The sequence below is a fragment of the Sinobaca sp. H24 genome (assembly GCF_023845525.1).
Window position 1 is genome coordinate 59,373 of sequence record NZ_JALBWT010000016.1, and the last position, 23,292, is coordinate 82,664.

Genomic DNA, 23,292 nt, shown 5'->3' on the forward strand with positions numbered 1-23,292 from the left:
GGGCCAAGCCACAATGCGATATTAACCGTCTCTATTAGTATATTTTCATCATACGGATGTTTTCTGCAAAGATCAAACGCCAATGGATGCGATTAAACGGTATTAATCCGGCTTATAAGGGATAGAAGAGTATAGGACGTACTGCGCTTATAGATTCCTTCAGTATAGTATGCCTTACAGAGGAATATACGGAGAAATGGATAAATTAAAAAGCCTCTCTTAAAAGAGAAGCTTTCTTATCTTATTTATTAACGAGATCTTCGAGAGCTGGTTTTAATTTGGAGTAGGAGAAGGTATAGCCGGCTTCCAAAGCTTTTTCCGGAAGGGCTTTCTGTCCGTTTACGATAAGCACGCTCATTTCACCAAGCGTTTTCTGAAGAGCGGTGCCCGGTACCGGGAGCCAATGGGGTCTTTTCATAACGGTTCCGAGAGTCCGGCCGAATTCATCCATGCGCATAGGCTCTGGCGCAGTCACGTTCATAGGCCCTGTGACTTTCTTTGTTTCAAGAGCAAACGCCGTCATTTCCACTACATCTCGCAGATGTATCCAGGAATACCACTGCCGGCCGTTGCCAATCGGTCCGCCTGCAAATAGTTTATAAGGAAGCATCATCATGGGAAATGCTCCTTCTTCCCCGTCTAGAATGAGTCCGAATCTTGCCAGCACCAGACGAACTCCGTGTTTTTTCGACGCTGCGTGCTTTTTCTTCCCACTGCTCGGAGACTTCCTGCAGAAAGTTCCGTTCGGCCGGCTGGCTTGATTCTGTAAATACAGCTTCTTCAGATATACCGTAATAGCCAACAGCAGAAGCGTTTATGAGTACTTCAGGCTTGGAAGATACCGCGCCGATGATACGTTCGATTTCTTCGGTAGCGGACAGCCTGCTTTGAAGAATAGCCTTTTTGTGATCATCCGTCCAGCGTTTTTGAATGGAAGCACCTGCCAGGTTAATGACAGCATCAAGGTCAGGCAGCTCTTTTTCAGGAGCACTCGAGGAGCCGAGCCATTCTACGAAAGTAATACGCTCTTTATTTTGTTTGTTTTCAGTATTTCTTGTTAAGATATATACATGGTGTCCCTGGGCGGTGAAGTAGCCGATCAAAGCAGATCCGACTAATCCGGTTCCGCCGCTTATCGCAATATTCATGTGGAACCCTCATTTCTTGTTCGTTTATAGTAAATGAAAAGGATATTACACAACAGTTACCCTTTAATGAAATAGATTAATCACTATACAGGCAGTGGAGGTGGAAAATGAAAGTTGCAAAAATTACTACCCAGCAGAAAAACAGCCAGCGGTACAATATCTTTTCGGAAGAACAGGGAAAAGATAAATATGCCTTCAGCGTGGATGAATCGGCTATTGTCGAATTTGGTCTGAAAAAAGGACTGGAGCTCAGTGATACAGAGCTTGAAGCGATCGAAGCGTTTGATCAAAAGCGCAGGGCCTGGAACGCGGTTCTTCATTATCTGTCGTTTTCCATGCGGACCAAATGGCAGGTGGAGCAGTATCTGCTTGAAAAAGAATATGCACCGGCTGCGGTGGAAGAAGCAGTAAATCGCGCACTGGACTACAAGTTTCTGGATGATGCCGCTTTTGCGGAAGCATTCGTACGCACTAAAATAAACACAACGGATAAAGGGCCGAAAATTATTACCGGTGATCTGCGACAAAAAGGAATCGGCCCGGATCTTGCTGAAAAGGCACTGCTGCAATTTACGAAAGAAAGGCAGATTGATAAAGGCGTAAAAATTATTCAAAAAAAAGCAGACCGCCAAAAGGATGCTCATACTATTTTTAAAAAGAAGATGATGGATGCTCTCCGCCAAAAAGGCTATGATACGGAGATTTTCACTATAGCCTGGGAAGAAGCAGCTATCGTTCCCAATGAAGAGGAAGAGTGGGAAAGACTCGAAGCACATGGAGATAAGATTCTGCGTAAGTGGGAAAAGAAAGCAGAAGAACGAACCCTGCAGCAGAAAGTAAAAGAACAGCTGTATAGAAAAGGCTTTAACATGCAGCTTATTCAGCGGTTTCTGGACGAAAAAGTGTCCGGGGAATAGGAGAATGAATAGTGGAAAAACGATACAGCCAAATGACAGAGCATGAAATTAGAACGGCGATAGCCGAGTTGAATGAAAAAGCAAAAAAAGCAGAGCAGATGGGGATGGTCAGTGAACTTGCCGTGTACGAACGCAAAAAAACACTGGCAGAAGCGTATATGGTGAATCCGGAGACATTTTCCAAAGGAAGTGTTTATGAAGTAAAGAATGAGGACACGACGTTTTATATCGATTACTTTAACGGGGTGTTTGCGTGGGGCTTCCGTAAAGGCAGTGAGGAATTAGAGGCGCTTCCTTTGTCTCTTCTTGGAAGCGAGGTGGAACAAAATGGATGATCACATCATGAGACTGACAAATGTGCTGTTAAGCAGAAACGATAAGTTATCGACTGCAAAAGCAAAAATGTGGGTGGAGTATTTGTGGGAAGATTTTGAAGCAACGCGTGCGAAGTCCGGCAGAGAATACCAGGGAAAAGAAATGACGGAAAAAATCGTGCTGCAGTGGATCAGCCAATACGGCCCTCATCTTCATAACTATAATCCGACAAACGAGAAGTTTTCCGGAATGATGAATGAACCCGACGAGCCAAAACATTAAAAAAGAGCGGCGTGCTAGTGCAGCCGCTCTCCCTGCTTTAATTTTTTTTCAAGTGTTTCTGTAGAGAAAATCCAGCCGGTGTAAGACGTATAAGGTGTTAAATCTTTGTTCATCCGTACTACGGCTACAAAAGGATAGAACCCTTTACTCCGGTACCTCAGATCAATAAATTTTACTTCCCACCCATTATCAAGTTCTCTGACCAGCCATCTATAGGTTGGTGAAAAAGATAAGAAGGAAGACAAGTTGCGGTCGTGAAGCGCCGCATCAATGACAGGGTCAGAAGGAATCGGCTCAAATGGATAGCTTTCCAGGTAACGGACGACTTTATTTTTTGATTCAGTCACGTGCAGTTTTTCTTTTGTCCGCACAACCAAATGGAAATTTTTCCAATTATAGGTAGGGGAGATGAAAAAGTGTGTAGCGTCCGGATGAAAATAGGCAGCTTTTTTCAGCACATCATTTCGTACTTTAAAGCGCCAAATGTAATAAATAATTAAAATGACGTAAACGGTTAGAAAGGTCCATCCAGGGTCCAGGCCGTAGCTCCAGGCGATAAATCCGAAAATATGGGCAAAGAAAATAAATGGATCGAATATGTTGATAACGCCAAGCCCTATCCACTTTTTGTTAAAAGGGGAGAGTGCCTGTGTGCCGTAGGCATTAAAAATATCCACAAACACATGCAGAAATACTGCTAAAAACGTCCACAGCCATAAATGCAAAAAGGAAATCTCCGGATTGAACATGTAAAAGAATCCGGATATAAGAAGCGGCCAGGTTAAAACGGCCGGAATAGAATGAGTAGGCCCGCGGTGGTATCTAATATAAACCGCGTTATTTTTCAGCTTAAGTATGGTGTCGAAATCAGGAGCCTGCGACCCTATAATGACGGCTGCCATTACGGTTTGAAGAGCAGCTGGATTTTCAGCAATTACAGGATCCATGGTAGCGAGCCCGCCGATCCCCACACCCATAACAACGTGCGTTGCAGTATCCAAGGGTACCTCCTTCAGGAACGGTTCCTTCTAGAACGTTCATTGTAATATAAAAAAGTCTATTTAGAATTATAACATGATCTTTTATAGATAACATGCCTCAGCATGCAGAAAGGACAGGGGTTTATGCAGAAACCTATCGTAATTTTCATGGAGTACAAAGTAAAGGAAGAAAGCACCGAAACCTACCTGACTGAAATGAAAAAAGTGATAGAAGAAATGGAGGCTTTGGAGACCGGATCTGTTGAATGGTATGAAGCCGCTGATCAGAAGGGGCTTTATGTGGAAATGGTAGAAGTTTCTTCCATGAAGGAGTATGAATACATAAAAGAAAGGCGGAGGGATCCAGCTGATGCAGCATTTGGCGGGCTTCTGCCTTTACTTGAAAAAGGGACAGCGGGAATGAACTGCTGGGCATTTTCCCGGCTTAATAAAAAGTAACGGCAACAGCAGGAGGATATAATGACAGAGAAATGGAATAGTACAGATATAGAAAATTTTCAGGAGCAGCTGCTCGAGTGGTACAGTCACAATCAAAGAATCCTTCCCTGGCGGGAAAACCAGGATCCTTATCGAATATGGGTCTCTGAAGTGATGCTTCAGCAGACGAAAGTAGACACGGTTATCCCTTATTTTAATAACTTCATGGAGAAATTTCCTTCTATTAAAGATCTGGCGGAAGCGGAAGAAGAAAAGGTGCTTAAAGCCTGGGAAGGACTCGGTTATTATTCGAGGGTGCGGAATCTACAGCATGCGGTAAAAGAAGTACATGAGAAATACGAAGGCAGAGTACCTGCAGACCCGAAGTTATTTTCTTCATTAAAAGGAGTAGGTCCCTATACTTCAGGAGCCGTGATGAGTATAGCCTACGAACTGCCGGAACCGGCGGTGGACGGTAATGTAATGAGGGTATTTTCCAGGCTTTTATGTATTGAAGAGGATATCGGCAAAGCGAAAACAAGAAAAACATTCGAAGCTGCTCTTCCTCCATTTTTGGAAAATGTTCCGCCTTCCCAGTTTAATCAGGCTGTTATGGAACTTGGTGCGATGGTTTGTACGCCAAGGTCACCCGGATGTCTCCTCTGCCCGGTGCAGGAATTCTGTGAAGCTCGTATGCAGGGAAAAGAGCAGATTCTTCCGATCAAAGAAAAAAGAAAGCTGCTAAAGCCCGTGAAATGGCGGCTGTGGTGCTGAAGTCCCCGGATGGACGTTTTCTTTTTCATCAAAGAGAAGAAAAGGGACTTCTCGCTAAAATGTGGGAATTTCCAAATGCAGGAACAAAACAGGAAGAATCGCAGGCAGAACAAGTGCAGGTATTTATTCATGAACACATAGGAGAAAAGACAGTTAATGTAGAACCTGTTCAATATGTGGAGCACGCATTTTCCCACTTGATCTGGAATATTACCGTATATGAAGCAGAGACCGTAAATACCGATGTATCAACCCCTCAGGAGGGCGTCTGGAAATGGATGACGCTTGAAGAGGCGGAAAGTTACGCATTTCCAGTATCACATCAAAAAATACTGCACCAGCAAAAAGGAGAGGGGAAGTAATATGGACCTGGAACTAACAGGAAAAAAGTACTCGTCACTGGAGCGTCCAAAGGAATCGGGCGCGGGATTGCAGAGGCATTTGCCGCAGAGGGAGCCATAGTCGGCGCAGCCGCCCGGTCAACGGACATCCTAACTGAAATGGCAGCAAAGCAGGAGACTATTATTCCTTTAGCTGGCGACTTAACGGATGAGAAGCAGCGGGAAACTGTATTTCAGACTTTTCTCGACGAGGCCGGAGACATCGATATTCTCGTAAACAATCTGGGGGGCAGTAACGGCACTTCTGTTCTGGAGACCGATATGGAGGATTTCTATCATGCGATGGAATGGAATTATTTTTCAGCTGTGCATTTAAGCAAGCTTGCCTACGAGCAGATGATAAAAAAGCAGGAAGGGGTCATTCTGCAGATTACTTCCATTTTCGGAAGAGAATCAGGCGGAAAGCCTACATACAATAACGCAAAGGCGGCTTTAATAAGTTTTACAAAATCCTTAGCAGATGAAGCGGTGAAAAAGGGGATCCGCGTTAATTCCATTGCTCCCGGATCGATCCTCCATCCAAGCGGAAACTGGCAGAAGCGGATAGACGCGGACCCGGAAAAAATGAAGGCATTTGTAAAGCAGGAAATACCTGCCGGCCGCTTCGGCACGGTTGAAGAAATTGCCAACACGGCGTTATTTCTTGCTTCACCAAAAAGCTCCTGGATCATAGGGGCAAGTATTAATGTAGACGGCGGGCAGTCCAATATGAATATGTAAAAGGAGACTTATATGCTTACTTTTGATGCAGCCTATAATCCATATGCTTCTAAACGTTCTACTGTTTATGCTAAAAACGGCGTAGTAGCCACCTCCCAGCCGCTTGCTTCCCAGGCCGGCCTGGATATTTTAAAAAAAGGCGGAAATGCAGTTGATGCTGCGATTGCCACAGCCGCATGCCTTACTGTTGTGGAGCCGACTTCAAACGGGATCGGCGGGGATGCTTTTGCGCTGGTTTGGATAAAAGACAAGCTGCACGGTTTGAATGCAAGCGGACCGGCGCCTGCTTCTTTATCAATTGACGCATTGAAAAAAAGAGGGCTGTCGGAAATTCCTGTACACGGCCTGATTCCGGTTACCGTTCCCGGCGCCCCTTCTGCCTGGGGAGAACTTTCCCGGCGCTTTGGCAGGCTGCCGTTTTCTGATCTGCTGCAGCAGCCGGCAATCGATTATGCTGAAAACGGATATCCACTATCACCGGTGCTGGCAGAATTTTGGAATAAAGGAGCTGCCGCTTTTGAGCAAAAGCTGGAAGGCAAAGTGTTCGAAGAGTGGTTCCGTGTTTTTATGCCGGGAGGAAAAGCTCCCCGGGCCGGGGAAATATGGAAATCGCCGGGGCATGCCAGGACGCTGAGACGCCTGGCTGAAGAAGGGAGACCGTTCTTTTTATGAAGGCAGTATTGCCGAAGAGATAGCGGAATTTTCTGCTTCACATGACGGTTTTCTTTCAAAAGAAGATCTCGCCTCTTTCCGGGCGGAGTGGGTGGAGCCGATTCACGTTTCCTATAAAGGATATGAAGTATGGGAAATTCCGCCAAACGGCCAGGGACTCGTTGCGCTGCAGGCTTTAAAAATGATCGAAAGCCATTCCCTGAAAGAAAGAGACAATGAAGAGACCCTGCACAAACAAATAGAAGCGTTAAAATTGGCATTTGCTGATGGTCTCGAATATATTACAGACGCTGCCAAAATGAAACAAAGCACTGCTTCTCTTTTGTCTGAAGAATATGTAAAAGAAAGAACGAGCCTTATTGGAGAAAAAGCTATGGATCCTCAGGCCGGGACTCCTCCAAAAGGAGGTACGGTTTATCTGGCAGCCGCTGATAATGAGGGAAACATGGTATCGTTTATCCAAAGTAACTATATGGGATTCGGTTCGGGGGTGGTTGTTCCTGATACAGGAATTGCCCTGCAGAATAGAGGGCATAATTTTTCTATGGATCCTGGTCATGATAACGCGCTGGAAGGCGGCAGGAAAACATTTCATACGATTATTCCCGGTTTTCTCACAAAGGAAAATGAAGCCGTTGGTCCCTTTGGAGTAATGGGAGGATTCATGCAGCCGCAGGGGCATATGCAGGTCGTAATGAATACAATAGACTTTAATATGAATCCGCAGGCCGCACTCGATGCCCCGAGATGGCAGTGGATAAGTGGAAAAAAGGTAAGTATAGAGCATGCTTTTCCGTCTTCAACCATTCAACAGCTCGCAGCCCGCGGGCATCAAATGGAAACCGCTCATCATTCCGGCAGTTTTGGACGCGGTCAGATTATCTGGAAGGATAAAGCCTCAGGAGTTTATGCCGCTGGAACTGAATCAAGAACCGACGGCAGCATATCAGCCTGGTAGCAGAAAGCTGCCGATTTAAAAACGGCTCCCTTTAAAATAAAGGGGCCGTTTTTATTGGAAATATATCCGCTGATCAAATAGCATTTATTTTATTTTGAAAACCAAATCAGACAAGGTCGCTTCTAATTTCGCGGATGAAGTCTTTTGTTTCCGGTGTGCCTACTTCAAAGATTTTTTTATATAGATTATCCATTTTTACCTGCATTTTATCTTTGGCTGCATCGGCATTTCTTTCATCAACTGCCCTGGCTAAAATTTCTCCGCCGGAAGCATCTTCGTGTTTTACTTCATCGATTTGTTTTTCGAGCTCTTCTTTTTCTTCCGGTGTAACGTCCACCGCGTATTGGATAGTGTTTTCGCCGGTCTGTACTTCAGAAATACCCATACCCGCTTGTTCCATGTCCACGTAATAGCGTTTCTTCTGCATTCATCTCTCTCCTTTAAGTAAAGCGCTTTATTCTCTCTTTACCCATTGCAGCAAAGAAATACACTAAGAAATAATAGACGCAAGACGCCCGGCGGCTTCCTTAAGCCTTTCTTCCTCCTGTACCAGGGCAATCCGGACATAGCCTTCTCCTTCCAGGCCAAAAGCATGGCCGGGAGTCACGACGACTCCAGCCTCAAGTGCTTTCAATGCAAAATCCATCGACGTATAGGAAGGAGGCAGTTTCGCCCATACAAACATTCCCCCGTCCGGGATGGTAACGTGCCATCCTTTTTCATGAAGTGCCTGGCAGAACACGTCGCGCCGGTTTCGAAAGGTCTGCTTTTGTTTAGACAGAAAAGGCTGCTCGTAAGCGAGGGCATGGATGGCTGCTTTTTGAATAGGGTAAAAAACACCATAATCGATATTGGATTTAATATCGGCAAGCGGTTTTAACAGCTCTTCTCTGCCGGTAACAAAACCTATGCGTGCTCCAGCCATGTTAAAGCTTTTTGAAAGAGAATGAAATTCAAGCGCCGTTTCTTTTGCCCCGTCTATATGAAAAATACTGAGCGGTTTATCTTCAGTAAAATCCAGCTCTGCATAGGCAAAATCATGGACTATAAGAATGGAATGTTCCAGTGCAAGCGCGACGACTTTTTCAAAATAATCTTTCGTTGCCCGGGCTGAGGCAGGGTTGCCGGGATAATTCATAATAAGAATTTTTGCCCGTTCCAGCACATGGGAGGGTACTGCGGTTACATCAGGCATAAACTGGTTTTCTTCATTAAGGGACACAGGATATGTATAAGCACCGGCAAGATCAGCGCAGGCAGAATAAATTGGATAACCGGGATCGGGAATAATAATATAATCCTCCGGATTCAAGTAGGCCAGCGCCAGGTGGGATAAGCCATCCTGGGAGCCCAGCAGCTGGAGGACTTCAGAAGAATCGAGGGAAATATTAAAGCGTTCGCTGCAATAGCTGGAAGCTGCTTCATTAAAGGCTTCCATACCCTGCAGCGCATATCCGTAATTGTCTTTTTCCAGCGTTTCTTCCGACAAAATGGCACGCACTTCGGACGGTGGCGGCAGATCCGGGCTTCCTACGCTTAAATCAATCATATCCATCCCTTTAGAGGCTGCTTTTTTCTTATGGCGGGCCATTTCAGTGAAAACGCTGGCTCCAAGCGATTTTGTTCGTTCAGCTGGTTGAATCATAATAGATGTCCTCCTTTTGCATACTGAATTAAGTATAAAAGAAAACGGTAAAAAGAGGAAAGGCAAAAAGACGGGTGTTTTTGCTTGAAGAGGAAATACGTTATACTGTGTAAGGATAAAGTGTTATTGTAAAATGGAGGAGAAAAGATGAACAGTCATAAGGTAGCATTAGTAACAGGAAGCAGTAGAGGAATTGGAAAGCACATTGCCCATAAGCTGGCAGATAAAGGATATAATATTGTCATCAATTATGCGCGCAGCAAGAAGGCCGCAGAGGAAACGGCAGAAGAGCTGCGTGCGAAAGGCGTCGAAGTACTTGTCGTTAAAGCAAACGTCGGTAAAGTGGAGAAAATAAAAGAATTGTTTGCGGAAATTGATCAGCATTTCGGAAGGCTGGACGTATTTGTAAATAACGCAGCTTCCGGCGTACTAAAGCCGCTTATGGAGCTTGAAGAAAATCACTGGGACTGGACCATGGGAATTAACAGCAAAGCTCTTTTGTTCTGCGGCCAGGAAGCAGCAAAGCTGATGGAAAAAAAGGATGGCGGATCCATTGTCAGTCTCAGTTCTCTGGGAGCGCAGAGAGTGCTCGATAACTATACGGCGGTCGGTGTATCCAAGGCAGCGGTCGAATCACTTACCCGTTACCTGGCAGTCGAGCTTGCTCCAAAAAACATCGTAGTTAATGCTGTATCCGGCGGCGTAGTCGATACAGATGCATTAAATCATTTTCCCAATCAGGAGAAAATGCTTGAAGATGCCAAAAAAAGAACACCTGCCGGACGGATGGTAGATAAGGAAGACCTTGCAAACGGAGTCATGTTCCTGCTTTCACCAGAGGCTTCAATGATCCGCGGGCAGACCATTATTGTTGATGGAGGTATATCGCTGCTCACATAAAGTCCTTAGGCCATCAATTAACAAAGGACAAATATATTTATGGAAGCTATAGGAAGGAGAAATGCATGGAATTCCCCGCAACCGGAAGAACAATTGAAATACAAAGCTATAAGCATAATGGAACGCTTCATCGTGTCTGGGAAGAGACCCTTATTTTAAAAGGCACATCTAAAGAAATTATCGGCGGTAACGATAGAATTCTAGTGCATGAGTCAGACGGCAGGGTCTGGCGGACGAGAGAGCCTGCCATCTGTTACTTCCACTGGGAAAAATGGTTTAATGTGATTGGAATGATCCGCTCGGACGGTATTCATTATTACTGCAATGTCGGCACGCCCTTTGTGTGGGATGAAGAGGCATTAAAGTATATTGATTACGACCTGGATATTAAAGTCCTTCCGGACATGACCTATAATTTACTCGATGAAGAAGAATATAAAGAACACAGCAGAATAATGAATTATCCCGCTATGGTTGATGAAAAAGTCTGGAATGGGGTAAGAGAGCTGCAGTCCTGGATTTACCAGGGAAAAGGGCCATTTGCCCCGCAGTTTGTGGAGCAGTGGTATGAAAGGTATCTATTCTTTCGATGAAAACCGGAACACGCAGAAGGGACATACCAAAAAAGCAAAAAGTCAAAGGAAGCATCAGCCGTTATTTAACTTTCGTTAAGCCATACAAATGGATCATCGTGTTTACTATATTAATTGGAGTACTGAAATTTGGCATCCCTCTTCTAACCCCTCTGATTATGGCTTATGTTATTGATGATTTAATTCTGGCAGAAGGCATAAGCAGCGCGGAAAAAACGAATACGCTCTTATGGCTTCTCGGCGGAGCTATTGTTGTCTTTCTGATTATACGTCCTCCCGTTGAGTACTACCGCCAGTATTTTGCCCAATGGACCGGCAGTAAGGTGCTTTATGATATAAGAGACCAGCTGTTTGCACATATTCAAAAGCTCAGTCTCCGCTTTTATTCCAATAGAAAAGCAGGCGAAGTGATTTCAAGAGTAATCAATGATGTGGAGCAGACAAAAAACTTTGTAATCACCGGGCTGATGAACGTGTGGCTGGATCTGGTTACGATTATTATCGTTATCATTATTATGCTTACGATGAACGGGTGGCTGACGCTTGTTGCCATATCGCTTTTTCCGCTTTATGGTATTTCCATTAAATATTTTTACTCCAGGCTCCGCCATTTGACAAAAGTCAGGTCCCAGGCGCTCGCGGACGTGCAGGGACACCTTCACGAACGGGTCCAGGGCATGAACGTAATCAGAAGTTTTGGGCTGGAAGATTATGAGCAGGGCCAGTTCAACAGACGAAACTCAAATTTTCTTGATAAAGCGATTGATCATTCCAAATGGAATGCAAAAACGTTTGCAGTCGTTAATACAATTACTGACATAGCTCCATTAATCGTTATCCTGGCAGCAGGTTATCTCGTTATAAACGGGGGGCTGCAGGTAGGAGAAATGGTAGCTTTTATCGCCTATATTGAAAGGCTTTACGGCCCGCTTCGAAGACTCGTAAACTCCTCAACGACTATTACGCAGTCTATTGCTTCCATGGATAGAGTATTTGAATTTGTAGATGAAAAATATGATATAAAAGATAAAAAGGATGCTGAAATCCTCCACAGAACAGATGGGAAAATTCAATTTGACCATGTAACCTTCGCTTATGAAGAAGGTGGAAGAAGAAGTATTAAAAGATATCAATCTTCAGGTGAAAATGGGAGAAACGATCGCTCTGGTAGGAATGAGCGGCGGCGGCAAAAGCACGCTGGTCAGCCTGCTGCCAAGATTTTACGATGTGAGCGGAGGATCGATTAAGCTGGATGGCACCGATATCCGCGACTATACGATACATTCGCTCCGCGATAAAATCGGCATCGTGCTTCAGGATAATATTTTATTCAGCGACTCTGTCAAATTAAATATTCTGATGGGAAATCCGGATGCGGGAGATGAAGAAGTGATAGCTGCGGCAAAAGCAGCAAACGCTCATGAATTCATCATGAATCTGCCGCAGGGGTATGACACACCGGTAGGAGAACGTGGTGTTAAACTCTCCGGGGGCCAAAAACAGAGAGTGGCTATTGCACGTGTTTTTCTTAAAGATCCCCCAATGCTTATATTTGATGAGGCAACGTCAGCTCTTGATCTGGAAAGCGAACACCTTATCCAGGAAGCGATGGGGCTTTTATCCAAAGATAGAACAACGTTTATTGTAGCGCACCGCTTATCTACGATTACCCATGCAGACAGAATTGTCGTTATTGAAAATGGAAAAGTGAGCGAAAGCGGTTCTCATGTGGAGCTCATGAATGCCCATGGAGCCTACCACAAACTGTATAATGTACAGCATACGTAAAAAGCACGCCTCTAAGAGAGCGTGCTTTTTCCTATTCTTCCGGATCCTTGATAGCTACTGTGTTTTCTTTCTGGTGAAAATTAAAGAAACTCTCTACTAATGTAGCCAGGTGATCGAGCTGTTCGTTGTATTCTACAATGTGGGAGACGACCGGCAGCAGATGAAGCCATTCATCTCTTGTTACATACTGCTGGTCATACAAATCCATAAAGGAGTCGGTCAGACGGCTTTCCCCTGATTCGACTTCTTCTTCCATGCGGTCTGTCAGCTGCACATTCACTTTGCCTACGTACCGCATTAAAATACGGTCATGGTACTCTGTTAAATGATCAAGCTGCCTTTGAATGAAAGTCTGCATATCCTCAGGCATTCCCTGGAGCTGGTGTTCATGTTTATCCAGCGCTTTTAATATGGAAAGAGCCTTTCGATGGGCGGAGATCATTTCTTTAAATAAGACAATTTTTCGTGCTTTGCTCCATTTATTTTTTAAGAAGTATGTCCGTTCCTCTTTATAAAGTGCAAATAAGTTATCTATTTTTAATGACGTTTCGTTCATGACCGGCAGATCTTTTTTTAAGGAATAGTGATTCGTCTCAAATCTTGTTTTTAAACGAATCCAGCGTATTATATCAACAGTATGGTCTGATATTTTATGATAAAGCTTGGTTTCATACTTAGGCGGCAGAAAAATTAAATTCACAAGAAAGGCCGACAGTACTCCAATTAATATAAGCAGAAACCGCTCCCCGGCAAAGATAAGAAAGTTCGTCTGCGAAGCCGGATTTCCCATAATGATAATAACAGTAACTAAAGCTATAGGAATAGAAGAAGCATCGAGTTTTATCTTTAGAATGATGGCGATTGTAACCATTACCGTAACGCCGATGATAACCGGTTCAAACCCAAACGTAAGTGCAAAAATGATGGCGAGCCCGGCACCAATAATATTAGCCTGAATCTGTTCGAGAATAGTCTGGTAGGATCGGAAAACAGAAGGCTGTATAGCAAAAGTAGCCGAAATGGCTGCAAAAAATGTAGGCTCAATACCGGCCCATGTAGCAATGTAAATGGCAATAACGATGGCGAGCCCGGTTTTAAAAATACGTGCTCCTAATTTCATGGAAATGAATAATTCCTTTCTCTATAGAACTGTATTTGATGACTTATCTTTCAGCCATTCGATACTATACACAATAATCGGGGCTTCATCAAGGGGCAAGTGAAGCAAGAACCTCTTTGGCAGCTTTTATAGTATCCTCAATATCAGCCTCCGTATGGGCTGTTGTTAAAAACCAGGCTTCATATTTAGAGGGTGCCAGGTGGATGCCTTTATCGAGCATACCTTTAAAGAAGGCTGAGAATAAAATATCATTTCCTTTTTTTGCATCCTGATAATTTTTCACTTTATCGGGGGTGAAGTAAAGCGTAAGAGCGCCTTTGATTCTATTGATGGAAGCTGGAATATTGTATTGATCGACAGCTTCCTGAAGTCCCTTTTCAAGTTTTTCACCAAGACGGTCAAGATTATCATATAGACCCGGCTGTTTCAGCAGCTCCAGGCAGGCAATACCTGAACTCATGGAAGCGGGATTACCGGACATCGTTCCTGCCTGATAAGCGGGTCCCATTGGAGCTACCTCTTCCATAATGTCCTGTCTGCCTCCGTATGCGCCGATTGGCAGACCGCCGCCGATAATTTTTCCGAGCGCTGTCATATCGGGGGTGACACCCAGCAGGTTTTGGGCTCCGCCGTACATAAAGCGAAATGCTGTAATCACTTCATCATAAATAACGAGAGCACCGGCCTTATGGGTTAGGTCATTAACGCCCTCCAAAAATCCTGGTTCCGGCATAACCATGCCGAAGTTTCCTACAATAGGTTCCACCATTACAGCAGCAATTTCATCTTTCCAATAATCCAAAGCGGCCTGGAGGCTCTCCAGATCGTTGAAAGGCACGGTAACGACTTCTTCTGCGATATTTTTAGTGACGCCGGCGGAGTCAGGAGAACCAAGGGTGGAGGGCCCGGATCCGGCAGCCACCAGCACAAGGTCAGAGTGTCCGTGATAGCAGCCTTCAAATTTTATGATTTTATTTCTTCCGGTATAGGCGCGAGCTACCCGGATAGTGGTCATGACCGCTTCGGTGCCGGAATTAACAAAACGCACTCTTTCCAGGGAAGGGATGGCATAGCGAAGAAGGTTTCCAAACTGGTTTTCCAGCTTTGTTGGTGTACCGATAAGCGTGCCGTTTTCAGCAGCCTCTGTAATAGCCTGCGTAATCGCTGGATGCCCGTGGCCGGTAATAATGGGACCATAGGCTGCTAGATAATCGATGTATTTGTTTCCGTCCTCATCGTATAAATAGGCGCCTTTCCCGTTTTTCATAAAAACGGGTGTACCTCCTCCCACACCTTTAAAAGAGCGGGACGGGCTGTTTACTCCGCCCAGTATAATGTTTTTTGCTTCATTGTATAAAGCTTCAGATTCTATGCGTTCTTTCATTTTTACTCATCCTTTTGATAAATGGTTTTAGTGTGCAGTCATACGGTTCAACTTTCTATTTTATCTTACTTTTCCTCTTTTTATCTATATAATAAGTGAAAAAGGATGTATAAATGAAAATTTTTCCATATTCCTTTTCCTGATGTTGCGAAAAACGGAGGTTGCTGTAATAATTTACATACAAAGACTTAAGAGGAGGAACACTATTGACTATACATATTGGAGAAAAAGTGCCATCCATTACGCTTCCTGCAAGCAGTGGAAATGAAATATCCCTGGAGGACTATAAAGGAAAAAACATTGTGCTCTACTTTTATCCAAAAGACATGACGCCCGGCTGCACAACAGAAGCCTGCGATTTCAGGGATTTGTCGGAAGAATGGGAGAAAGCTGATGCTGTCGTGCTGGGGATCAGCCCGGATCCGATAAAAAAACATCAGGCTTTTATTGAGAAATACGGTCTTCCGTTTCCTCTGCTGTCCGACGAAGATAAAACTGCAGCTGAAGCATTTGATGTCTGGCAGCTGAAAAAAACATTCGGTAAGGAATACATGGGAATTGTACGTTCTACTTTTCTTATTAATAAAGAAGGCGTCTTAATAAAAGAGTGGAGAAATGTCCGTGTGAAAAATCACGCAGATCAGGTGCTGCACTCATTAAAGGAGTCATCCGATCATGAATGATAAACCAGTTATCGTTTCCACAACTAAAATGAAATCAGCTATTAAAGAACATTTAAACCAATCGTTCCCGGAAGCTGTATTTATCTGGTCCAAGTCAATCGAAGAGGCGAGGAGGTACCTTCATGAGGCAGATATACTGCTTACTTATGGAGAGGACTTGACTGAAGAAGATATAGACGCTGCTCCCCAGCTGCAGTGGATCATGGTGATATCAGCAGGAATGGATAAAATGCCGTTTAAAGCAATAGAGCAAAAGGGAATAAAAGTAACTAACGTCAAAGGAATCCATGGGAAGCCAATGGCAGAATACACCATTTTTGCAATACTCCAGCATGCAAGGCAGGGAAAGCATTACTACAAGCAGGAACAGCAGAAGATATGGAGCCGCCGGGCTGTGCCTGTTGAAGTAGAAGGCAGAAACGTAACCATTCTTGGAGCGGGATCTATTGGGACGGAAACGGCAAAAGCGGTTAAGCGGTTTGATATGCATACAACAGGAGTTAACACAAAAGGAGAAGCAGCCTCTTTTTTTGATGAGATGTACAATGCCTCTCAGCTTAAAGAAGCAGTAGCTTCAGCGGATTACGTAGTAAACATTCTGCCTTTAACAGAAGAAACGGAAAACGTAATAGATAAATATATATTTGAAGCAATGAAAGAAGAATCAGTGTTTATTAATATAGGACGAGGTGCCACTGTGCAGGAGCAGGATCTTATAGATGCACTGAAACAGGGAGCCATTCATCATGCGGTTCTGGATGTATTTAATCAGGAGCCGCTCGGTGAGAGCCATCCATTCTGGGAAATGGAGAATGTTACCGTAACTCCTCATATTTCAGGTATTTCTTCAGGATACGTACCAAGAGCTATGGATATATTTGAAAAAAATCTAAAAGCATTTCTGCGTCACCCGGAATCTATGATTAATGCAGTAGACGTTAAAAAAGGATATTAGGGGGCGGCTGTATGAAATTAATGATATGTATTGCAGATGATTTTTATGCGGATGAAATTGAGAACCGCACCAAAAGATTAGGCTACCGGATGACAAAACTGTCCAGCAGCGGAAGCTTTCTTCGAAAAGGAAGTACTACATTTTTATTTGGAATACCTGAAAAAGAAGTAGATGTGCTTACTGAATCCTTAAAAAGTATATGTTTGGACTATGAAAAGAAAAAAGGAAAAAAGGAAGAACGCACGCATCGATTTATCAGTTTCCTGATAGATGCGAAAAATGCTTCCGGACTGCCGGTACTGTAAAACCTTAAAGGGACAATGTTTGACAACCAATCTATAATTCGGATAATATTTAATTATAAGAATTATAATTAAAGAATTGTTTTATAAAAGAAAGTGGGGTGCATGACGATGGCGAATGAACGTCTTCAGGAAGTAGTGCATTCTTTGAAGAGTACGAAGATTCGCATGACTCCGCAACGTCATGCTATTTTGGAGTTTTTATATGATTCGATGAGCCATCCGACCGCAGATGATATATATAAGGCCCTCGAAGGAAAATTCCCGAATATGAGCGTTGCTACTGTCTATAATAATCTTCGTGTTTTCAAAGAAGTAGGTATTGTAAGAGAGTTGTCCTACGGGGACTCATCAAGCCGTTTTGACTGCGTTACGTCTGATCATTACCATGTCGTCTGCTCAGACTGCGGAAAGATCGTTGATTTTCACTATCCCGGTCTTGATGAAGTAGAGTCATTGGCAGAACATGTTACCGGTTTTCAGATTAACACCCACCGTATGGAGATTTACGGTAAGTGTCCTGACTGTGCGCCGATTTCAAGACATTAATAAATCACAAAAAGCTGACCCAATAATGGGTCAGCTTTTTGTATGTTTTCTATTATAAGCCGAATCGAATTCTTTTCCTTCCAGGGTTTTATCAAGAGTCAGTGGTTCATCGCAGTACATGCATGCGTCCACTCTACCGAGAATCTTTGTCGCCTTATTGCAGTTGGGGCAGGTTACCTGAACAGTACTAGTGGAAATCATTCCAATCCAGAAATAAACTACGCTGCTGGAAATCACAAAAATAAAGCCTAATATCATAGCAATCGTCATTATAATAGGAGAAGTTCTGAAAAAGATACCAATATACATAATAAAAATACCAACGAAAACTAGGGATAAAGCAAACGTTCTAATACGGTTGATTTTATTTGAAGCCTTCAGCGCCATGTTATTACCTCCCGGATATAATGATTATATCACATGAAAGTGCTTGCAAAAACTGTCTTCTCACATGATAATAGAAGCTGTGTTATAGAAATAGATAGTGAATCAAATAGAAGTGGATTATTCAGAATCATTTTTCTATAATAATTTTATTGATATCTGTTGACTATCTATTTTATATAATGGTATATTACACATTGTCGCCAAACGGCTTCCTGCTCTAAAGAAACACAGCAGATTAATTTTATAAATATCATTGACATTAACAATTGAAAATGGTATCTTATAAAAGTCGCCAAAACACGACAGCATCAAAAAAAGTGTCCTTTGAAAATGGAATGAAAACAACGCGCGAACAACAAGTCGCGGCAGGCAAGGCCTGCTGCGCAACGTAAGACCAGCAAGAACTAAGCATCAACTTTCATGGAGAGTTTGATCTTGGCTCAGGACGAACGCTGGCGGCGTGCCTAATACATGCAAGTCGAGCGCATGCACCCGGCGGACCTCTTCGGAGGGAAACCGGGGAATTGAGCGGCGGACGGGTGAGTAACACGTGGGCAACCTGCCCTCTAGACGGGGATAACTCCGGGAAACCGGAGCTAATACCCGATAATCAAGCAGATCACCTGATCTGCTTGTAAAAGCATGGCCTTCGGGCCATGCACTGGAGGATGGGCCCGCGGCGTATTAGCTAGTTGGAGAGGTAAGGGCTCCCCAAGGCGACGATACGTAGCCGACCTGAGAGGGTGATCGGCCACACTGGGACTGAGACACGGCCCAGACTCCTACGGGAGGCAGCAGTAGGGAATCATCCGCAATGGACGAAAGTCTGACGGTGCAACGCCGCGTGAGTGATGAAGGTTTTCGGATCGTAAAGCTCTGTTGTGAGGGAAGAACAAGGGCGGTTCTAACAGGGCCGCCCCCTGACGGTACCTCACCAGAAAGCCCCGGCTAACTACGTGCCAGCAGCCGCGGTAATACGTAGGGGGCAAGCGTTGTCCGGAATTATTGGGCGTAAAGCGCGCGCAGGCGGTTCCTTAAGTCTGATGTGAAAGCCCACGGCTCAACCGTGGAGGGTCATTGGAAACTGGGGAACTGGAATGCAGAAGAGGAGAGTGGAATTCCACGTGTAGCGGTGAAATGCGTAGATATGTGGAGGAACACCAGTGGCGAAGGCGGCTCTCAGGTCTGTTATTGACGCTGAGGCGCGAAAGCGTGGGGAGCAAACAGGATTAGATACCCTGGTAGTCCACGCCGTAAACGATGAGTGCTAGGTGTTAGGGGTTTCGATGCCCTTAGTGCCGAAGCTAACGCATTAAGCACTCCGCCTGGGGAGTACGGCCGCAAGGCTGAAACTCAAAAGAATTGACGGGGGCCCGCACAAGCGGTGGAGCATGTGGTTTAATTCGACGCAACGCGAAGAACCTTACCAGGTCTTGACATCTTTTGCTACTTCTGGAGACAGAAGGTTCCCCTTCGGGGGACAAAATGACAGGTGGTGCATGGTTGTCGTCAGCTCGTGTCGTGAGATGTTGGGTTAAGTCCCGCAACGAGCGCAACCCTTAATCTTAGTTGCCAGCATTTAGTTGGGCACTCTAAGGTGACTGCCGGTGACAAACCGGAGGAAGGTGGGGACGACGTCAAATCATCATGCCCCTTATGACCTGGGCTACACACGTGCTACAATGGATGGTACAGAGGGATGCGAAACCGCGAGGTGGAGCCAATCTCGCAAAGCCATTCTCAGTTCGGATTGCAGGCTGCAACTCGCCTGCATGAAGCCGGAATCGCTAGTAATCGTGGATCAGCATGCCACGGTGAATACGTTCCCGGGCCTTGTACACACCGCCCGTCACACCACGAGAGTTTGCAACACCCGAAGTCGGTGAGGTAACCCTTTGGGAGCCAGCCGCCGAAGGTGGGGCAGATGATTGGGGTGAAGTCGTAACAAGGTATCCCTACCGGAAGGTGGGGATGGATCACCTCCTTTCTACGGAGCATTGATTCGTGGATCGACCCCCGGACCACCGGTCCGAGGTGCGCGCAGTTGTTTTCATTCCATTTTGAGAGGATACCCTCTCGCAAGACGATCCCTGGTTCTTTGAAAACTGGATAGCGACAACGAAACAAAAAAGACCAAGCAAGCCCTGCGTAAGCAGGCGCCAGCTGTTTTTTTACGGAAAAACGGTTAAGTAAGAAAGGGCGCACGGTGGATGCCTTGGCACTAGGAGCCGATGAAGGACGCGACGAACGGCGATACGCCCCGCGGAGCTGTAAGTGAGCTGTGAGGCGGGGATGTCCGAATGGGGGAACCCACTATCGTTAATCCGATAGTATTTCTACCTGAACACATAGGGTAGATAAAGGCAGACCTGGGGAACTGAAACATCTTAGTACCCAGAGGAAGAGAAAGCAAATGCGATTTCCTGAGTAGCGGCGAGCGAAACGGAATCAGCCCAAACCAGGATGCTTGCATCCTGGGGTTGTAGGACACTCCATCGGAGTTATCAAGATCAGCGATAGGCGAAGCGGCCTGGAAAGGCCCGCAGGATACGGTAACAGCCCGGTAGCCGAAATCGCTGATCCTCCGGAGTGGATCCTGAGTACGGCGGGACACGAGAAATCCCGTCGGAATCCGGGAGGACCATCTCCCAAGGCTAAATACTCCCTAGTGACCGATAGTGAACCAGTACCGTGAGGGAAAGGTGAAAAGCACCCCGGAAGGGGAGTGAAACAGATCCTGAAACCGTGTGCCTACAAGTAGTCGAAGCCCGTTTATGGGTGACGGCGTGCCTTTTGTAGAATGAACCGGCGAGTTACGATCGTATGCCAGGTTAAGCCGAAGAGGCGGAGCCGCAGCGAAAGCGAGTCTTCAACGGCGTATTAGTATGCGGTCGTAGACCCGAAACCGGGTGATCTACCCATGTCCAGGGTGAAGGTAGGGTAACACCTACTGGAGGCCCGAACCCACGCAAGTTGAAAATTGCGGGGATGAGGTGTGGGTAGCGGTGAAATGCCAATCGAACTCGGAGATAGCTGGTTCTCCCCGAAATAGCTTTAGGGCTAGCCTCGGATTAGAGTCCTGGAGGTAGAGCACTGATTGGACGAGGGGCCCTTCCCGGGTTACCGAATTCAGTCAAACTCCGAATGCCAGAGACTTGTTGTCCGGGAGTCAGACTGCGAGTGCTAAGATCCGTAGTCGAGAGGGAAACAGCCCAGACCACCAGCTAAGGTCCCTAAATCCGCATTAAGTGGAAAAGGATGTGGAGTTGCTTAGACAACTAGGATGTTGGCTTAGAAGCAGCCACCATTGAAAGAGTGCGTAATAGCTCACTAGTCGAGTGACTCTGCGCCGAAAATGTACCGGGGCTAAATGCGGTACCGAAGCTGTGGAGGATCCCCCTGGGGGATCGTGGTAGGGGAGCGTTCCAGGGGCCGTAAAGCCAGACCGTGAGGACTGGTGGAGCGCCTGGAAGTGAGAATGCCGGTATGAGTAACGAAAAGAAGGGTGAGAATCCCTTCCGTCGAAAACCCAAGGTTTCCTGAGGAAGGTTCGTCCGCTCAGGGTTAGTCGGGTCCTAAGCCGAGGCCGAAAGGCGTAGGCGATGGAAAACAGGTTTAAATTCCTGTACCACCTCCTTTCCATTTGAGCAATGGGGGGACGCAGGAAGGTAGGGCAAGCGTGCTGCTGGATATGCACGTCCAAGCCGTTAGGCCGAAGAGCAGGCAAATCCGCTCTTCATCAAGGCTGAGCGGCGATGGCGAGGGAAATTAAGTACCGAAGTTCCCGATCCTACACTGCCAAGAAAAGCCTCTAGCGAGGAAAAAGGTGCCCGTACCGCAAACCGACACAGGTGGGTGGGATGAGAATTCTAAGACGCGCGGGAGAACTCTCGTTAAGGAACTCGGCAAAATGACCCCGTAACTTCGGGAGAAGGGGTGCTCTTTCGGGTGAATAGCCCAGGAGAGCCGCAGTGAAAAGGCCCAAGCGACTGTTTATCAAAAACACAGGTCTCTGCGAAGCCGCAAGGCGAAGTATAGGGGCTGACACCTGCCCGGTGCTGGAAGGTTAAGAGGAGAGGTTATCCCCTTCGGGGAGAAGCTTTGAATTGAAGCCCCAGTAAACGGCGGCCGTAACTATAACGGTCCTAAGGTAGCGAAATTCCTTGTCGGGTAAGTTCCGACCCGCACGAAAGGTGCAACGACTTGGGCACTGTCTCAACGAGAGACCCGGTGAAATTATATTACCTGTGAAGATGCAGGTTACCCGCGACAGGACGGAAAGACCCCATGGAGCTTTACTGTAGCTTGATATTGGATGGTTGTACTGCTTGTACAGGATAGGTAGGAGCCTTGGAAACCGGACCGCTAGGTTCGGTGGAGGCGTTGGTGGGATACTACCCTGGCTGTACGACTATTCTAACCTCGGTCCGTGATCCGGATCAGGACAGTGTCAGGTGGGCAGTTTGACTGGGGCGGTCGCCTCCTAAACAGTAACGGAGGCGCCCAAAGGTTCCCTCAGAATGGTTGGAAATCATTCGCAGAGTGCAAAGGCAAAAGGGAGCTTGACTGCGAGACCTACAAGTCGAGCAGAGACGAAAGTCGGGCTTAGTGATCCGGCGGTCCCGTATGGAAGGGCCGTCGCTCAACGGATAAAAGCTACCCTGGGGATAACAGGCTTATCTCCCCCAAGAGTCCACATCGACGGGGAGGTTTGGCACCTCGATGTCGGCTCATCGCATCCTGGGGCTGAAGTAGGTCCCAAGGGTTGGGCTGTTCGCCCATTAAAGCGGTACGCGAGCTGGGTTCAGAACGTCGTGAGACAGTTCGGTCCCTATCCGTCGCGGGCGTTGGAAATTTGAGAGGAGCTGTCCTTAGTACGAGAGGACCGGGATGGACACACCGCTGGTGTACCAGTTGTTCCGCCAGGAGCATCGCTGGGTAGCTACGTGTGGACGGGATAAGTGCTGAAAGCATCTAAGCATGAAGCCCCCCTCGAGATGAGATTTCCCATCACGCAAGTGAGTAAGATCCCTTGGAGATGACAAGGTAGATAGGTCTGAGGTGGACGTGCGGCGACGCATGCAGCTGACAGATACTAATCGATCGAGGACTTATCCAAACACTTTTTCCATTCGGATGTCGCTATCCAGTTTTGAAGGAACCACCGGTTCCGATGTTGTCCGGTGACAACGGCCAAGAGGTCCCACCCGTTCCCATGCCGAACACGGAAGTTAAGCTCTTGTGCGCCGATGATAATTGGGGGGCGACCCCCTGTGAAAGTAGGACGTTGCCGGGCTTTATAATATTCCACAGTAGCTCAGTGGTAGAGCTATCGGCTGTTAACCGATCGGTCGCAGGTTCGAATCCTGCCTGTGGAGCCA

The 23,292-nt window shown here is 46.0% G+C and carries 17 protein-coding genes, 1 tRNA gene, 3 rRNA genes and 4 pseudogenes; 18 read left to right on the forward strand and 7 right to left on the reverse strand.

Going from position 1 to position 23,292, the window contains the following annotated elements; all coding sequences use genetic code 11:
* Window positions 1-241 precede the first annotated feature (241 nt).
* Window positions 242-1,148, reverse strand: a pseudogene (locus MMY81_RS18780) (TIGR01777 family oxidoreductase).
* 107 nt (window positions 1,149-1,255) lie between these two features.
* On the opposite strand from MMY81_RS18780, the gene recX reads away from it, so the two are divergent.
* Genes recX through MMY81_RS18795 form a run of 3 tightly spaced genes read left to right on the forward strand, consistent with a single transcriptional unit; the run spans window position 1,256 to window position 2,662 of the window.
* Window positions 1,256-2,065: a recombination regulator RecX gene (gene recX, locus MMY81_RS18785; RefSeq protein WP_252314069.1), complete on the forward strand. Its 810-nt coding sequence runs from the start codon at window positions 1,256-1,258 to the stop codon at window positions 2,063-2,065.
* Between the two features lie 11 nt (window positions 2,066-2,076).
* Window positions 2,077-2,400, forward strand: a complete 324-nt coding sequence (locus MMY81_RS18790) for a YfhH family protein (RefSeq protein WP_252314070.1) — start codon at window positions 2,077-2,079, stop codon at window positions 2,398-2,400.
* On the forward strand, window positions 2,393-2,662 hold the full coding sequence (locus MMY81_RS18795; RefSeq protein ID WP_120193614.1) for a YfhJ family protein: 270 nt from the start codon (window positions 2,393-2,395) through the stop codon (window positions 2,660-2,662). The genes MMY81_RS18790 and MMY81_RS18795 overlap by 8 nt, the downstream gene beginning before the upstream one ends.
* Window positions 2,663-2,676: 14 nt before the next feature.
* Here the strand turns inward: MMY81_RS18795 and MMY81_RS18800 are convergent, their stop codons facing one another.
* Window positions 2,677-3,663, reverse strand: coding sequence for a metal-dependent hydrolase (locus MMY81_RS18800; protein ID WP_252314071.1), 987 nt, complete (start codon window positions 3,661-3,663; stop codon window positions 2,677-2,679).
* A 123-nt stretch (window positions 3,664-3,786) separates the two neighbouring features.
* Here MMY81_RS18800 and MMY81_RS18805 point away from each other — a divergent pair, with 123 nt between their 5' ends.
* From MMY81_RS18805 to MMY81_RS18820, 4 genes and pseudogenes are all read left to right on the forward strand, one after another.
* Window positions 3,787-4,101, forward strand: coding sequence for a hypothetical protein (locus MMY81_RS18805; protein WP_252314072.1), 315 nt, complete (start codon window positions 3,787-3,789; stop codon window positions 4,099-4,101).
* A gap of 21 nt (window positions 4,102-4,122) precedes the next feature.
* A pseudogene (gene mutY / locus MMY81_RS18810) lies at window positions 4,123-5,216 on the forward strand (A/G-specific adenine glycosylase).
* Between the two features lie 54 nt (window positions 5,217-5,270).
* Window positions 5,271-5,975, forward strand: a complete 705-nt coding sequence (locus tag MMY81_RS18815; protein WP_252314109.1) for an SDR family NAD(P)-dependent oxidoreductase — start codon at window positions 5,271-5,273, stop codon at window positions 5,973-5,975.
* A gap of 12 nt (window positions 5,976-5,987) precedes the next feature.
* A pseudogene (locus MMY81_RS18820) lies at window positions 5,988-7,605 on the forward strand (gamma-glutamyltransferase family protein).
* A gap of 106 nt (window positions 7,606-7,711) precedes the next feature.
* On the opposite strand, the gene MMY81_RS18825 reads toward MMY81_RS18820, so the two are convergent.
* Window positions 7,712-8,032: a hypothetical protein gene (locus tag MMY81_RS18825; RefSeq protein ID WP_252314073.1), complete on the reverse strand. Its 321-nt coding sequence runs from the start codon at window positions 8,030-8,032 to the stop codon at window positions 7,712-7,714.
* 63 nt (window positions 8,033-8,095) lie between these two features.
* On the reverse strand, window positions 8,096-9,250 hold the full coding sequence (locus MMY81_RS18830) for an aminotransferase class I/II-fold pyridoxal phosphate-dependent enzyme (protein ID WP_252314074.1): 1,155 nt from the start codon (window positions 9,248-9,250) through the stop codon (window positions 8,096-8,098).
* Between the two features lie 147 nt (window positions 9,251-9,397).
* Between MMY81_RS18830 and fabL the strand changes: the two genes are divergently transcribed.
* The 3 genes and pseudogenes from fabL to MMY81_RS18845 all read left to right on the forward strand — a co-directional run bounded on the left by fabL (window position 9,398) and on the right by MMY81_RS18845 (window position 12,531).
* Window positions 9,398-10,150, forward strand: coding sequence for an enoyl-[acyl-carrier-protein] reductase FabL (gene fabL, locus MMY81_RS18835; RefSeq protein ID WP_252314075.1), 753 nt, complete (start codon window positions 9,398-9,400; stop codon window positions 10,148-10,150).
* 65 nt (window positions 10,151-10,215) lie between these two features.
* Window positions 10,216-10,743, forward strand: a complete 528-nt coding sequence (ntdP, locus tag MMY81_RS18840; protein ID WP_120193605.1) for a nucleoside tri-diphosphate phosphatase — start codon at window positions 10,216-10,218, stop codon at window positions 10,741-10,743.
* A pseudogene (locus MMY81_RS18845) lies at window positions 10,740-12,531 on the forward strand (ABC transporter ATP-binding protein). The gene ntdP and the pseudogene MMY81_RS18845 overlap by 4 nt, the downstream one beginning before the upstream one ends.
* Window positions 12,532-12,562: 31 nt before the next feature.
* On the opposite strand, the gene MMY81_RS18850 reads toward MMY81_RS18845, so the two are convergent.
* Window positions 12,563-13,651: an FUSC family protein gene (locus MMY81_RS18850; RefSeq protein ID WP_252314076.1), complete on the reverse strand. Its 1,089-nt coding sequence runs from the start codon at window positions 13,649-13,651 to the stop codon at window positions 12,563-12,565.
* Window positions 13,652-13,739: 88 nt separating this feature from the next.
* A complete protein-coding gene (locus tag MMY81_RS18855) occupies window positions 13,740-15,035 on the reverse strand; it encodes a glutamate-1-semialdehyde 2,1-aminomutase (protein ID WP_252314077.1) in 1,296 nt (431 codons plus the stop codon).
* A gap of 206 nt (window positions 15,036-15,241) precedes the next feature.
* Here MMY81_RS18855 and bcp point away from each other — a divergent pair, with 206 nt between their 5' ends.
* The 4 genes from bcp (at window position 15,242) to perR (ending at window position 17,524) form a co-directional block, all read left to right on the forward strand.
* On the forward strand, window positions 15,242-15,718 hold the full coding sequence (bcp, locus tag MMY81_RS18860; RefSeq protein WP_252314078.1) for a thioredoxin-dependent thiol peroxidase: 477 nt from the start codon (window positions 15,242-15,244) through the stop codon (window positions 15,716-15,718).
* The gene (locus MMY81_RS18865; protein ID WP_252314079.1) at window positions 15,711-16,673 is read left to right on the forward strand and encodes a D-2-hydroxyacid dehydrogenase; all 963 of its coding nucleotides are present in this window, start codon (window positions 15,711-15,713) and stop codon (window positions 16,671-16,673) included. Before bcp ends, MMY81_RS18865 begins: the two co-directional genes overlap by 8 nt.
* An 11-nt stretch (window positions 16,674-16,684) precedes the next feature.
* Entirely contained in the window at window positions 16,685-16,978 is a 294-nt protein-coding gene (locus MMY81_RS18870; protein ID WP_120193599.1) for a cyclic-di-AMP receptor, read from the forward strand.
* A gap of 108 nt (window positions 16,979-17,086) precedes the next feature.
* A complete protein-coding gene (perR, locus tag MMY81_RS18875; RefSeq protein WP_120193967.1) occupies window positions 17,087-17,524 on the forward strand; it encodes a peroxide-responsive transcriptional repressor PerR in 438 nt (145 codons plus the stop codon).
* A gap of 30 nt (window positions 17,525-17,554) precedes the next feature.
* Here the strand turns inward: perR and MMY81_RS18880 are convergent, their stop codons facing one another.
* On the reverse strand, window positions 17,555-17,911 hold the full coding sequence (locus tag MMY81_RS18880; RefSeq protein ID WP_252314080.1) for a YgzB family protein: 357 nt from the start codon (window positions 17,909-17,911) through the stop codon (window positions 17,555-17,557).
* A 417-nt stretch (window positions 17,912-18,328) separates the two neighbouring features.
* On the opposite strand from MMY81_RS18880, the gene MMY81_RS18885 reads away from it, so the two are divergent.
* The 4 genes from MMY81_RS18885 to MMY81_RS18900 all read left to right on the forward strand — a co-directional run bounded on the left by MMY81_RS18885 (window position 18,329) and on the right by MMY81_RS18900 (window position 23,292).
* Window positions 18,329-19,898: ribosomal RNA gene (locus tag MMY81_RS18885) — 16S ribosomal RNA — on the forward strand.
* Window positions 19,899-20,094: 196 nt separating this feature from the next.
* Window positions 20,095-23,030, forward strand: a 23S ribosomal RNA gene (locus MMY81_RS18890).
* A 60-nt stretch (window positions 23,031-23,090) separates the two neighbouring features.
* A 5S ribosomal RNA gene (rrf, locus tag MMY81_RS18895) occupies window positions 23,091-23,207 on the forward strand.
* Together the 16S, 23S and 5S rRNA genes with 1 tRNA gene alongside form the textbook arrangement of a ribosomal RNA operon.
* Before the next feature lie 10 nt (window positions 23,208-23,217).
* A tRNA-Asn gene (locus tag MMY81_RS18900) sits at window positions 23,218-23,292 on the forward strand.

Coding starts and splice junctions, on each gene's coding strand:
- fabL (WP_252314075.1), top strand. CDS start 9,398: ATGAACAGTCATAAGGTAGCATTAGTAACAGGAAGCAGTAGAGGAATT.
- MMY81_RS18855 (WP_252314077.1), bottom strand. CDS start 15,035: ATGAAAGAACGCATAGAATCTGAAGCTTTATACAATGAAGCAAAAAAC.
- perR (WP_120193967.1), top strand. CDS start 17,087: ATGGCGAATGAACGTCTTCAGGAAGTAGTGCATTCTTTGAAGAGTACG.
- ntdP (WP_120193605.1), top strand. CDS start 10,216: ATGGAATTCCCCGCAACCGGAAGAACAATTGAAATACAAAGCTATAAG.
- recX (WP_252314069.1), top strand. CDS start 1,256: ATGAAAGTTGCAAAAATTACTACCCAGCAGAAAAACAGCCAGCGGTAC.
- MMY81_RS18825 (WP_252314073.1), bottom strand. CDS start 8,032: ATGCAGAAGAAACGCTATTACGTGGACATGGAACAAGCGGGTATGGGT.
- MMY81_RS18830 (WP_252314074.1), bottom strand. CDS start 9,250: ATGATTCAACCAGCTGAACGAACAAAATCGCTTGGAGCCAGCGTTTTC.
- MMY81_RS18805 (WP_252314072.1), top strand. CDS start 3,787: ATGCAGAAACCTATCGTAATTTTCATGGAGTACAAAGTAAAGGAAGAA.
- MMY81_RS18850 (WP_252314076.1), bottom strand. CDS start 13,651: ATGAAATTAGGAGCACGTATTTTTAAAACCGGGCTCGCCATCGTTATT.
- MMY81_RS18880 (WP_252314080.1), bottom strand. CDS start 17,911: ATGGCGCTGAAGGCTTCAAATAAAATCAACCGTATTAGAACGTTTGCT.
- MMY81_RS18795 (WP_120193614.1), top strand. CDS start 2,393: ATGGATGATCACATCATGAGACTGACAAATGTGCTGTTAAGCAGAAAC.
- MMY81_RS18870 (WP_120193599.1), top strand. CDS start 16,685: ATGAAATTAATGATATGTATTGCAGATGATTTTTATGCGGATGAAATT.
- MMY81_RS18865 (WP_252314079.1), top strand. CDS start 15,711: ATGAATGATAAACCAGTTATCGTTTCCACAACTAAAATGAAATCAGCT.